This is a genomic window from Leifsonia sp. 466MF, assembly GCF_900100265.1.
GTDB lineage: Bacteria > Actinomycetota > Actinomycetes > Actinomycetales > Microbacteriaceae > Leifsonia.
Genome location: NZ_LT629696.1, coordinates 317,563 through 329,959 on the forward strand (window position 1 = coordinate 317,563; position 12,397 = coordinate 329,959).

At 69.7% G+C, this 12,397-nt stretch carries 11 protein-coding genes; 6 read left to right on the top strand and 5 right to left on the bottom strand.

Going from position 1 to position 12,397, the window contains the following annotated elements; genetic code table 11:
* Nucleotides 1–169 precede the first annotated feature (169 nt).
* Both BLR91_RS01535 and BLR91_RS01540 read left to right on the top strand, forming a co-directional pair.
* The gene (locus BLR91_RS01535; protein WP_231918787.1) at nt 170–904 is read left to right on the top strand and encodes a C40 family peptidase; all 735 of its coding nucleotides are present in this window, start codon (nt 170–172) and stop codon (nt 902–904) included.
* A gap of 20 nt (nt 905–924) precedes the next feature.
* The gene (locus tag BLR91_RS01540) at nt 925–1,554 is read left to right on the top strand and encodes a LysE family translocator (protein ID WP_020076717.1); all 630 of its coding nucleotides are present in this window, start codon (nt 925–927) and stop codon (nt 1,552–1,554) included.
* A gap of 735 nt (nt 1,555–2,289) precedes the next feature.
* On the opposite strand, the gene phoA is transcribed toward BLR91_RS01540, so the two are convergent.
* The 4 genes from phoA to BLR91_RS01565 form a co-directional block, all read right to left on the bottom strand.
* A complete protein-coding gene (phoA, locus tag BLR91_RS01550; RefSeq protein WP_089877840.1) occupies nt 2,290–4,194 on the bottom strand; it encodes an alkaline phosphatase in 1,905 nt (634 codons plus the stop codon).
* Between the two features lie 117 nt (nt 4,195–4,311).
* Nucleotides 4,312–4,881, bottom strand: coding sequence for a GNAT family N-acetyltransferase (locus BLR91_RS01555; protein WP_018192228.1), 570 nt, complete (start codon nt 4,879–4,881; stop codon nt 4,312–4,314).
* Nucleotides 4,882–4,925: 44 nt separating this feature from the next.
* The gene (locus BLR91_RS01560; protein WP_089877837.1) at nt 4,926–6,044 is read right to left on the bottom strand and encodes a DUF1611 domain-containing protein; all 1,119 of its coding nucleotides are present in this window, start codon (nt 6,042–6,044) and stop codon (nt 4,926–4,928) included.
* A 204-nt stretch (nt 6,045–6,248) separates the two neighbouring features.
* Entirely contained in the window at nt 6,249–8,885 is a 2,637-nt protein-coding gene (locus tag BLR91_RS01565; protein ID WP_089877834.1) for a lamin tail domain-containing protein, read from the bottom strand.
* Nucleotides 8,886–9,043: 158 nt separating this feature from the next.
* Between BLR91_RS01565 and BLR91_RS01570 the strand changes: the two genes are divergently transcribed.
* The 4 genes from BLR91_RS01570 to BLR91_RS19910 all read left to right on the top strand — a co-directional run bounded on the left by BLR91_RS01570 (nt 9,044) and on the right by BLR91_RS19910 (nt 11,747).
* Entirely contained in the window at nt 9,044–9,640 is a 597-nt protein-coding gene (locus tag BLR91_RS01570; RefSeq protein ID WP_231371236.1) for a TMEM175 family protein, read from the top strand.
* A gap of 330 nt (nt 9,641–9,970) precedes the next feature.
* The gene (locus BLR91_RS01575) at nt 9,971–10,288 is read left to right on the top strand and encodes a hypothetical protein (protein WP_089877830.1); all 318 of its coding nucleotides are present in this window, start codon (nt 9,971–9,973) and stop codon (nt 10,286–10,288) included.
* Entirely contained in the window at nt 10,278–11,204 is a 927-nt protein-coding gene (locus BLR91_RS01580; protein ID WP_157694692.1) for a hypothetical protein, read from the top strand. Before BLR91_RS01575 ends, BLR91_RS01580 begins: the two co-directional genes overlap by 11 nt.
* Before the next feature lie 120 nt (nt 11,205–11,324).
* Nucleotides 11,325–11,747 (top strand): hypothetical protein, encoded by a 423-nt coding sequence (locus BLR91_RS19910; RefSeq protein WP_157694691.1) that lies wholly within the window; start codon nt 11,325–11,327, stop codon nt 11,745–11,747.
* A gap of 33 nt (nt 11,748–11,780) precedes the next feature.
* Here the strand turns inward: BLR91_RS19910 and BLR91_RS01590 are convergent, their stop codons facing one another.
* Complete coding sequence (locus BLR91_RS01590; protein ID WP_089877819.1) at nt 11,781–12,353, bottom strand: hypothetical protein; 573 nt, start codon at nt 12,351–12,353, stop codon at nt 11,781–11,783.
* Between the last annotated feature and the right edge of the window lie 44 nt (nt 12,354–12,397).

Below are 12,397 nucleotides of genomic sequence, written 5' to 3' on the forward strand. Positions count from 1 at the left end.
TTGTCTTCCCCGGCCGGGCGCGTGATCCGGCCGGCGGCCTCCGTCTGAGAGGAACATCAGCCCGACTCAGAGGACTCCCGGTGGGGCAGGGATGCGGCCCCTTAGGCTCGATCCCGGTCGCGCGGACTTCGGGCGATGGGGTGCGGGTCGTGAGACGGACGAGGTCTGGATGACGGGCGGCGAACGACGGCGGGCTCTGGAGCAGGAACGGGCTGAGCGCGGCGGCGGCACCTCGCGGAGGCGTGGCACACGCCGAGGGTCCGCGCCCCGAGCCTCCCGCCGCGGGATCGCACTGGGCGCCTCCGGCGCCACCATCGCTCTCCTCGCCGGCATCGCCATGGCGCCGCCGGCCGTCGCGGAGCCCATCGACATCGTGACGGCCGCCGCGAGCGGGCACGCGGGCCACCAGGCCATGACCGTCTCGGCCATCGTCGCCTCCGCCCGTATCGACCGTGACGACCCCGTCGCCTCCGCGGTCGCCGGCATCATCGCCGGCCAGGGCGGCGCTTCGGGCGAGCGGGCCGCCGGGGCGATCGTCTCCGCCCTCGCCCTCGGCGGCGCGCGCGAACAGATCGTCGCCACCGCGCTCAGCTACCTCGGCGACCCGTACGTGCTCGACGGCTCGGATCACTCGGGCATCGACTGCTCGGGACTCGTCATGGTCTCGTACGCGGCCGTCGGCATCCCTCTCGGGCACCTCGTCCACCTGCAGGACGACGCCGGGCGACCGATCAGCGAGAGCGACGCCCAGCCCGGCGACCTGGTGGTGTTCGACGACGAGGAGCACATCGCGATCTACCTGGGCGACGGGATGCTCATCCAGGCACCCGAGGAGGGCCGCCCGGTCGAGATCACCACCGTCTGGCAGGGCGTTCCCCACCACTTCACGCGCCTGCTGCCCTGAGCGGCCTGCATACTGGTCGCATGACCGTCGCCAGCCTGCTCGCCTTCGCCGGCCTCTGCCTCGTGCTCGCCCTCACGCCGGGGCCGGACACGTTCCTCGTCCTCCGCTTCAGCCTGGCGCGGCAGGGCGCGGGCATCGCGGCCGCCGCGGGCACCGCGCTCGGGTCGCTGGTGTGGGCGGTGGCGGTGGCCCTGGGGCTCGCCGCCGTGCTGGAGCAGTCGGCCGAGGTCTTCCGCATCCTCAAGATCGTCGGCGGTCTGTACCTGATCTACCTCGGCGTGGCCGCGTTCATCGCGAGCCGGAAGGGCAAGGCGCACGGCGTCGAGCCGACCTCCCGTCGCACCGGGCTGCGGTCGGGATTCACCGCGGGGATGCTGTCCACGATGATGAACCCGAAGGTCGGCCTGTTCTTCCTGGCCATCGCGCCGCAGTTCGTCCCCCACGACGGCTCGACCATCGCCAGCACGCTGCTGCTCGGCGCGATCGTCGCCGTGGTCGGCTCGCTCTACCTCGTGGTGGTCGCGCTCCTGGCCGGCCGCGCGGTCGCCTGGCTGAAGCGTCCGGCTGTCACGACCTGGCTCGAACGCATCTCGGCCGGGATCCTGGCGGCGCTCGGGATCGGGACGATCGCGCTCAGCGCGGAGTCGTAAGCCCGAGACACACCCCGTGGGTTTATCTACTCGTCGCCCCTCGGGTGAGGAGTAGGCGACCAGGTGTTTGTTGCCGGGACCCAGCTCCCGGCCAAGAGAGCCAGCATTGTGACTACGGACATCACCCACGTCGGCAGACCGCTCCCGGGCGCGAACACGACCATAATCAGCGTGGAGAGCAAGACGACCACCACGACGGCAAGATATACGCGAACGGCGGCGGTCAGGGGTGGCGGGAAGACGGGACCCCTGACGCGACTCCACACTCGATCAACGGTCGCGCACAGAAGCGCTCCCACCGTCAGCGCCATCCCGCCCCACGGCTGTGGGAGGAGCGAGGCACCTAGCAATACGGCTTCCACGATGAGAGCCATGGTGGCGAAGTACGCCAGGCGTCGGGGCCGCGCTGCCATCAGAATCCTTTACAACTTCCGGCGATTCCCGCCGCCGCGGCTGACACCAGTACACGAGACTTCTTCACTGAGGTCTCCTTTTCGTTCTCACGTGGAACGAAGTGGACACGCGCCCATCACCCGGCAAGCCGGAACGGTCCTTGTCCACCACTCGCAAGGGCAAAGCGCCCTTCTACCTACTCAGACGCAGCAACCACAGGGTCGTGACGCCTTCCTTCAGAACACCTCGGTCTTTGCGGACGTATTGCGATCCGATGGATCGCGCAGACGTGGAAGGGGGAGGAGTCCGGGTGGACTCCTCCCCCTCTTCCTTTGCTGCCGGTCAGACCTGCGGGGCACCGCCCGGGCGGCGACGGCCGCGGGTGACGAACAGGTAGCCCGCGATCAGCAGGGCCAGCGCGATCACCACGATGAGCGGCGCGACGATCGAACCGGTCGATGCGAGCGAGCCCGCGGAGGTGGATCCGGCGGTCACCGCGCCGTTGCCGCCACCGGTCGATCCACCGGCCGATCCGCCGGGCAGGGCGCCGGAGGGCTGGCCGTCGGCGGTGACCTCGAAGTTCACCGTCACCGCCTTGCCGCTCTGCGCTCCTGTGACGGTGATGGTGTGGGCGCCGAGGTCGGTCGGGGCGGTCGCCGTGATGGCCGCCGATCCGCCGAGCACGTCGGTGCGCGGCAGCGCGACCGGGTCGGACTGCATGACCCCGGTGACCTGACGGTCGCCGCGGAAGCCCGCCAGCGTCGCGGTGATCGGGTCGCCCGGCTTCACCGTCGTGGCGTTCAGTGTCACTGACGCGCCGGCGCTGAGGGCCGCGTAGTCGCGGTTCAGCTCCAGAGCGCGGGCGATGGTGAAGAACGTGTCGGACTGGTCGGTCAGGCCGACGACGTCGGCCGCGCCGGGGCCGTAGCCGGCGATGCGCAGCTGGGCGCCCGTGTGCTGCTGCGAGCCCCCGGCGGCCGCGGTGCCGTAGGCGACCTTCATCACGGTGCCGTCGGCGGTTGTCAGCGCGGTCGAGAGGGTCGCCGGCGGGGTGCTGTCGACGATCTGGCTGGTGTGGGCGTGGTCGGCGGTCACGATGACCAGGGTGTTGCCGTCCTTCTTCGCGAACGCGAGCGCTGCCTGCACAGCCTCGTCGAGGTCGACGGTCTCGCCGATCTGGCCGCACGCGTCAGCCGAGTGGTCGCGCTTGTCGATGCTGGCGCCCTCGACCTGGAGGAAGAAGCCGTCACCGCCCGGCTTGTCCAGGAGGGAGATCGCCTTGTTGGTCAGCGACGAGAGGGAGAGGTCGGTCGCCAGCCGGGCCGGGTTCGGCGTGCAGGTGACCGGCGCCTGGTCCGCGCCGCCGACGGTCGCCGTCGTCGAGGCGTAGCGCGTCGGGAAGTTGCCGGGGGTGAACAGGCCGAGCAGCGGCTTCTGCTGGTTCGCCTCCGCCACGCCCGCGAGGCCCGCGGCGTCGCCGACGACCTGATATCCGCGCTCGGCGGCCTGGTCGAACAGCGTCTCGTCCTTCCACTGGCCGGCCTTCGCGGTCTGCGTGAAGGAGGTCGACCCTCCGCCCAGGGTCACGTCGGCGCGGGCGTCGAGCAGCTGCTCGCTGATGGAGCCGAGTCCGCCGTTCTCGAGGGCGTCGGAACCGCACGATGCGCTGTCCGGCCCGTAGCAGGAGCGGGCGCCCACGTGCGCGACCTCGACGGCCGGGGTCGCGTCCTGGATCTCGGCGGTGCTGACATTGCCGGTGCGGAGGCCGTTGGCGCGTGCCAGCTCCAGCAGGGTCGCCTGCGGCTTGCCGTCGATGTCGACGGAGATCGCGTTGTCGTAGGTCTTGGTGCCTGTCGCCCACGCGGAGCCGGTGGCGGCGGAGTCCGGCACGTAGTCCGGCTTGCCCTTGTTCGCGCCGTCCTTGTACACGGAGTAGGTCGTGTACTGGCCGGTGAGCGGCAGTGCGTCGATGCCGGGAAGCATGCCGCCCGCGCCGTACTGGTAGTTGCGGGCGACCGTGATCTCGCTGTCGCCCATCCCGTCGCCGATGAGCAGGATGACGTTCTTGGCGGGACCGTTGACGATCGACTGGCGGAGCGCCGTCGTGGAGTCGTCGGGGTTGCGGGCGGCGCCCCCGTTGTCGGAGGTGGCGGCCAGCGCGGGCGCGGGGAGCAGCGCGGCGGCGAGCACGCCGGAGGCGGCGACGAGCACGGCGCCGCCCTTCCAGCGCGAAGCGGAACGGAACATGCGGACGGGTCCTTTCGGTCGAGTGACCGGACCATCCGAGCGGGTTGCGGTGACGCGCGGATTAACCTGAGAGAGCGTACATGTGAACTCTCACAGGGGTCGGGGCGCGCCCGCCCGTCAGGCGCCGAGTTCGCGCCGCATCAGCCACCGCACCTGGCCGCCCGAGTGGGCGTCCGTGGCCAGCACGCGCGAGAAGCCGTGCTTCTCGAAGAGCTCGACCGTTCCGACGTAGCCGCTGATCACATCCACGCGCTCGCCGCCGGTGTCGACCGGGTAGCCCTCGACCAGCGCGGCACCGGAGGCGCGGGCGTGCTCGACCGCGCCGTCGAGCAGGTCGTGCATCAGGCCGCGCTTGCGGAATCCGCCACGCACGACGAAGCAGACGATCGACCAGGGGTCGCGTTCCTCGTCGAGGTGGGGGATGGTGCGGGAGTTCATCAAGCGGCGGTACGTCGACTTCGGCGCGACCGAGCACCAGCCCGCCACCTCGCCGTCGAGGTACGCGAGAACGCCGGGGCCGGGTTCCGAGGAGCACTCGGCGCGCATGTGGTCGACCCGGCCCGCCGTGTTGAGCCGGGCATCCCGGTAAGACATGCAGACGCAGCCGCCCGCGCCGGGCTTCCGGGGCACCATGAAGGTGGCGAAGTCGTCGAAGCGGCCCGTGGCGGGGAGGACGTCGATGGCCATGCCGGAAGTGTATTCCGGGCCACCGACGACGCCAGGGCCACCGACTACGCCAGGCTGGACTCCGTGCTCGCGACACCGGCGAGCGCTTCGCCGCGGAGACCCAGCTCGGGGAAGGCGAGCAGCACCATGTCGACGAGCTCCTCCAGCGGACGGGTCAGCGGGTCGGTGACGGGGAGGCCGAGCCCGGCTTCGTGCTGGGCGATCGTGTCGTCGATCCCGGCCGCCGTCAGACCCTCGTGGTTGATGGTGACGCCGATGACGCTGGTGTCGCTGAACGCCTGGATCAGGGCGATCTCGCTCGCGGCCGTCGGCATCGGCATCATCGGGAAGTCGCCCAGCATCATGCGCCCCGGGGCGTGCTGGAGGATGACGCCCTCCGGTCGGCTGCCGCGCAGGATGGCGCCCGAGCTGAGGTAGGCGGGGTGGCTCAGCGCACCCTGGCCTTCGACGATGATGACGTCCGGGTCCTCCTCCTCGAACGCAGCGACGACCTGCGCCTCCACCTCGCCGGAGCAGAACTGGGGGATGGTCGCGTCGAGCGCCACCGCGTACCGGGCTCCCTGGATCAGCGACGTCTGCCCGGTCCCGACCATCACGGCCCGGATGCCCTGCGCGTTCAGCGCCTGAGTAAGAAGGGTGGCCGTCGTGCGCTTGCCGACCGATCCGTCCGTGCCGAGCACCGCGATGCGCGGGCACGTGACGTCGAAGATCCGGCCGCTGAACAGCTTCAGCTCAGCGATCTCCTTCGGCCGCCGGACGTCCTCGATCGTCACACCGGCCACGAGGGCTGCTGCGACGAACTCGGCGTCGTCGTTGAGGTACTCGTGCAGTCCGTTGACCAGGTTCATCCCGCGGTCGATGCCGTCGAGGAGCACGGCGCGGTGGTCGGCGGTCAGCAGGCCGTCGGTCGGCGCCATCCCGAAGATGAGGGTGTCGGGGATGAAACCCGCGCGCTCGAGGGATGCGTCCAGGCTCGCGAGCACCGGGATCCCGTTCGGTGCGCCGTCCAGCACCTCGCCTGCGTCGCCGCCCGCACGGGTGCTGTCGATCACGCTGAGGATTTCGTACTTCTCGGAGTGGCGGACGAGCCCGTTGGCGGTCTTGCCGTCGAGCCTCCCGAACAGTCCTTCGCAGTAGACGACGGCTTTCACGGACGCGGGCATGGCGCTCCTCTTGTTTGCACAGAGGAGGCGACGAGTCGTGGCCGGATCCGGAGGATCCATCTGTCAACGAGGCGTCTTCCCTGAAGCCGGCGCACTGCCGGCTCGGGAACCATAGCAGCGCAACCTGGGCGCGGTTCTCGTCGTGACAGCCGCCGGGGGAGAGCGCGGCCGGGCCGGCCCGCCCCCGGGGCTATCACTCTGCGCTCACTCTCCGCTCGTGTGCGTCCGAGCGCGTCGGCGCAGCAGGATGAGCAGACCGCCGCCGATCAGCAGCGCCAGGGCGATCACCCCGGCCGCCGGACTCACGTCGGAGCCCGTCGAGGCGAGGGCGGCCGGATCGCCGCCCGACACCGTTGCGCCGGCGGCCGTCACGCTGAAGGCTGCCGACGCGACGACCGTCCCGCCGATCGCCGCGGTCACGGTGTGCGCACCCGCCGGGACTGCCGGCACCGAGAAGGCGAAGGTCAGCGTCCCGTCGGATGCCGCGGTCGCCGTGCCGAGGGTGACCGGTGTGGAGTTGAACACGAACGTGACCTGCGTGCCCGGCGCGAAGTGCGTGCCGGTGACCGTGATGCGGTCGCCGACGGCGCCCGAACCGGCGGACAGGCTGACCGCCGCCACCGGGTCCGTCGCCGAGCCGGAGACGCCCTGGCCGCCGAGCTGCAGGTCGCACGCGATGCGTCCGCTGTAGAGGGCGTGGCCCTCCGTCGGGCTGCCCGGGCCGGTGCCGTACACGCCGTCGTCCGACCACAGGGCCTCGCGAGTCCCTCCGGTGCAGGTCGACGCCGGGGCGAGAGCGAAGCCCTCCAGGTTGTCGTTCGGCAGACCGGCGGGGCGGCTGTAGACGACCTGCGGGACGATCGTTCCCGTCCCGTCGATCTTCAGCACGGTGGAGGAGACGCCGCAGGTGTTGTCGCAGAGCGCCCAGATGCGCTGGGTGGCGGCGTCGAACTGCACGTCCATCACGTGGCCCATCTTCGTGTCCACGACCGCGACCCGGTGGAAGGTGTGGTCGCTGTTGAGCGCGTAGGCGTACAGCTTTCCGTCGTTCTCCAGCGCGGCGAAGTAGAGGCCGGCGCCGTGCTGCGGGTAGTCGGCGGGCTTGTACGTCGTGCCGGTCGACTGGTCGACGAAGCCGTTGCCGGTCAGGTAGCTGTCCGGCACGAAGGTCACGCCCTCGAAGCCCAGGTTCGCCTCCGTCTTGTTCCCGGCGTGAAGCTCCGGGAACTCCGCGGTCAGGTTCCACTGGTCGGTGGCGACCAGTGACGTGGCCGACGAGGTCGGGTCGATGCGGAGGATGGAGTTGAGCGGGATGGTGTTGGCGGCGTTGTTGCGCTCGGTCGTGACGTAGAGCGCGCCGTCCGGTCCGACCGTGACCCCCTCGGAGTCCGGCTGGTTCGTCGCGGTGTCGCTGCTGCCCGGGAAGAAGATCTGCTTGCCCGCGGCCCAGCCGTTGGCGGTGTCGGCCACCCAGAGGCCGTTCTCCTTCACCATGCGGAACACCCAGCCCTTGTTCTTGACGCTGTACAGCACGTTCGCGTTGGTCGGGTCGAAGACCAGGCCGCTGACGTCGCGGCCCTCCGGACCGGTCGTGGTCTCCCACGCGCACAGCGAGTCGGCGACCGAGACGGTGGCGCTTCCCGGCCAGGCGACGGGAGTGCCCGCGCCGGCGGGGAGGGTGCCCGTGCCGGACGGCGCCTCCGGCTGGCAGGTCAGCGTGTTGCCGCCGCCGTTGCCGCCGTCGGCGGGGTTGGTGAGCACGTTCTGGCACGCGCCGGCGTTGGAAGCGCCGAAGCTCTTGGTCGCCACCGAGGCGAAGGATCCCGTGCCGTCGGGGCAGCGCGCGTAGGCGCCCGCTCCGAACTCGTTGCCCTCGTCGGTGCCGGCTTCGCCTGCCGTGTAGTCGACGGAGTCGACCAGGGTGCCGGCGGTGCCTCCGGTGCCGTCCGGCAGGTAGAGCTTGACGCCGTCCCCGCCGCTGCTCAGGCCCTTGGTGGAGGAGAAGTACACGTAGCCGTGGGCGGGCACGACCGTCGTCGGGGTCCCGTCGGCGAGGCTGGCCGAGAAGGTCGTTGCAGCCGTCGCGGCCCCGCTGTCGATCTGAAGCCAGCCGGTGATGTCCACATCCACCGACCCGCTATTGAAGAGCTCGATCGCGTCCCCGACCGGGGTGGCGGTGTTGTCGGACGACACCTCGTTGATGTGGATGCTCTTCCACGCCGGCTGCGCCGGGGCGAACCGGCTCTTGCCCGGCGAACCGATGTCACCGCTGACCGACGTCCACGAGCCCTCCGCGTCGCCGACGGCGGAGAGCTGCCACTGCGAGGCATCGTTGGCCCCGAGCGCCGTGGCCGTGGTGGGCACGCCCGACTTCCCCTGGGTGCGCGGGCCCTTGACCGTGCCGGTGCCCTGGTCGTTGTAGGTGAGCCGGTCGACGAGGTTCGCGACCGCATCCGGGCCGTCGAAGAGGTTGATCTCGTCGGCGCGGCCGAGGCCGGTCGTGTTGCCGGCGAGCACCTTCACGTCGGCGCCGAGCGACCATTCGGTTCGGAAGGCGGCATCCGCCGACTCGGTGATGATGGCGGATTCGCCGGACGCCAGCGTCCCGAGCCCGTCCAGCGGGACCGTGCCGGGCGTCTCGCTGTCGTCGTCGAAGGACCAGCCGGCGAGGCTGACCGGCGTCGTGCCGAGGTTGGTGAGCTCGATGAACTCGCCGCCGGTGGTGCCGGGGCTGTACATGCACTCGGTGATCCGCACGTCGGGCGTTGCCGCGGCCTGCGCCGCGGTGGGAAGGGCGAGCGCCAGCGTGCCGGCGGTCGCGGTGGCGGCGAGGACCGCCACGGTTCGGGTTCTGAGAAGTCGCACAGAGACGGAAGCTACCCAAGCCGGCGGTATGCGGAGGAACGGGGAGGTGAACGGAGGACTCGTCGTCGTTGAACGGACCGTGTCCGCCCGGCTAAGGTATGCCCACCTCGAACGGCGACGACCAGGAGGCAGCGATGACCAAGGTGCGACTGGAAGCGTTCACCGACGGGGTCCTCGCGGTGGCCATCACCCTCCTGGTCCTGGACCTTCACCTCGAGCCGGGCAACGGCGAGAGTCTCCTGGATCAGGTCCTCGCGTCCGGGCCGTCGTTCGCCGCCTACGTCGTGAGCTTCTTCGTCATCGGCGTGATCTGGGTCAACCACCATTCGATCTTCCGTCTCGCGACCACGGTCGACCGCGTGCTGCTGTTCTGGAACCTCATCCTCCTGATGTTCGTGTCGGCCGTCCCCTTCACCACCGCGACGCTCGCGGGCGCCATCGCCGAGGGCAGCGCCGCGGACACCCGGGTCGCCGCCGTGCTGTACGGCGGGGTCGCGACCGGCTTCGCGATCGCCTTCACCCTCGTCTACGGGCGCATCACGCTCGTCCTCGTCCGGACCGGATCGATGGATGCGGGGACGCGGCGGAGCGCACTCCTCCGGTTCGGCGCGGGGACGCTGTTCTACCCGCTGCTGACCGTGATCGGCATCGTCTACGCGCCGGCCATGCTCGTCGGGTTCGCTGCGTTGAGCGTGTACTACCTGTTCAACCAGACGGGCGCGAAGGAGTGACGGCGCTCGTGCTCTCGCTCGGGTGACGCGGACATTGCGCGTATCGACGCGCTGGCGGAGGACTTGGTCCCCGGACGCCGGAAGCCCGTGAAGGCTCTGGTTGCACGGATCCACGACGCGCTGACCCGTCACGCCGCGGCCGCGCGGACGCCATTGCCCTCCTCGCGGTGGATCAACCCGGACCACGTCACCAGCCTGATCCCGCACTCCGTGCAGGGGAGAACGACGTGGAACCGCGCGCCGGGGCGCAGGAGGTTCGTCATGCTCGCCCCGGTGAGAGCGTCTCTAAAAGAGGACGATGCTCGACGACCAACCCAGGGGAGGGGCAGCATGAACCACGACGTGCCCGCCTTCGGGCGCGCTCTGGGGCGTCGACGCCGGTGGCGAATCGCGGCCCTTGTGGCGGCATCAATCATCGGCGGCATCCTGTTCTTCCAGCTCTCGCTTGCCTACGATTCCGGCTACCCGAACACAACGGTCACTGGCAAGCACCACACGCCGGCGTCGACCGACTGCCGGGGAAGCGAGTGCTCGACCGTTCCGGCCAGCTGGCAGCTCGACATCCTCTCCGGCCGGCAGGCGAACACCATCACCGTCGACAAGGCCACCTACGACCACTACGACATTGGCGACGCGTATGAAGACTGAACACGACCGATCTGTGTGGGCGAACCGCCGGAAGCGTTTCTGGTTTGGATTCGGACACGCGGTGACCGTGCACGTCGACCGGGACAGCTTCAACATGGGCGACGACATGGAATCCCACCAGCGGGTATTCGACATCCCTCGGCGCGTCCCGCTCAGCGTCGTGCTGGAGAAGGCTCAACAGTGCGCGTGGATCCATGGAGGCGCTCCGTGGGTCGTCGACGTCGACGGCCGCACCACCGCGATCTGGTCCCGGCAACACGGCTTGTGCCTCCTGGTCCGGGACGCTCCAATGGGGCAGAGGTCGTACCAGGTGTACTTCCACTACTTCGGCGGAATCGACCCGGAATGGTTGTTTCAACGTCTCCGTGATGGCGCCCCGCCGCACCGGCGCCGACTCGAGGAGGAATATCGCCCGTTGGCGGAAGCCGCGTGCGAGCGCGAGCAGCGCCGCCGCGAACAGGAAATTCCTGAGCGCCTGCTCTCTGAACCATGCGTGAGGGCCCTGGCTGAACTCGGCGCCGAGATCGACTTGCACAACGATGGCCTGTTCCGATTCGACCTCGATGACCGACGATGGACCGTCCAGCGGGTCGACTCGATGACGATCATCCGCACTCCCGCTGATGAGGGATTCGGCGCGGCAATACGCCCAGCAGCTTTCGCCGAGCGTTGGCTGGTCGCCGCGGTCGCCGGCGAGGCACGCGCAACACGGGGGCTCCCGCACCTGCCCGCATACACGCAGAACCCCGCCCCCGACCTGGAGCCGATGAGCAGCCCGCCCGGTACGCGGCGCTGGACCACAACCACACCTGAGCAAGTGGCCCAACTCACCGGAGAGCGCGCAGTCGACTACTTCCGACTTGCGGTCGGGCGCAGCATCGAAGAACTCGTCGCCCTCCTAGCGCCACCGCGCTGACACACTCGGCCGACAGACAATCCTCCGAGTATGCGGCACGATATCTGTCTGTCTCGCAGCTGGTCGCGCCGTCTACGGTAGGGCGCAATACGGGCACGGGTGCAGGTCGGGAGGCGAACCATGAACGCTGAACAGATGCTCGCACTCGCCCTCACCGCTCTGGCCGCCGCGGTAACGGGTCGCGCGGCGCTGCTTAGCTGGCAGCGCCGCCGTGACAGGACCGCCGTGGTTCAGGGGAGAGGTGGACGTCACGAGATCTCACGCGTCATCCGTGGCAGCCGAGTAATCGACTGGGCGATATGCGAGCACGGGACCTTGACGCTCAGGCTGATGAACGACGCATCGCAGATCTGCCTAGACCTGGTCTGCACCCTGGCGATCGTCAGGCCCACGGACGTGCTCACGGCCCGCGACGAGCGCTTCGGACCCTCGCTCGACGCGCTGAGGAACGGAAAGGTCACATCGGTATTGAACACGGACCTCGGACTGGAGCTGGAAGTAGCAAATGTCCGTCTGTGCGTTGGACCCAGACCGCTGGCGTAGCCGCAAGAGCAGCGGATCAGCGCCGGGCTGAGCTCAGCGTTCTGTTCCTGCCAACGGAGCGGCGGCGGCTTCGATAGCTGCTACACCGGCCGCCCTGACCGCGCGCAGCTCGGACTCATCGGGCCGCCCAAGGGTCCCGCTTCGAAGTTCTCTGAGTTGTCGACGGTACTCCGCCCAGGCGAGGCGCACGCGCTCTACCTGCGGGAAGTGACCCCCGTCAACCCAATCCAGTACGGCCCGCCCATGCACCGTGAGCCCTGGATCGAACTCGTCGGGATCGTCGAGTGGGAGCGGGACATTGTTCGCGCGCGCCCAGGCGATCACAGCGAGACGCAGCGGCACGAGCCGCGACCAGTCGGAAGAGTAGCCCGCGGGCGCTACCAGCACCCCGTCGGAGTACCCGCGTTCCACCCCGAACCGGACCATCGTGTCGCCCACCTGCACCCGGAGCTCCCACACGTCCATCTGCTGGGGCCCCCAGAACACGATGACCGCGGCGCCCGCGTCCAGCAGTTGGCGAGCGAGCAGCGCTGCATCCGTGTCTCTGGCCTGCAGATGGTCGAGGAACCGAGGCAGATTGGCGGTGTCCGGCAGAGGAGCATTCATCCGCACAGGGTATGACGAGGACGCGGATCGACCCTGAGTCCCGG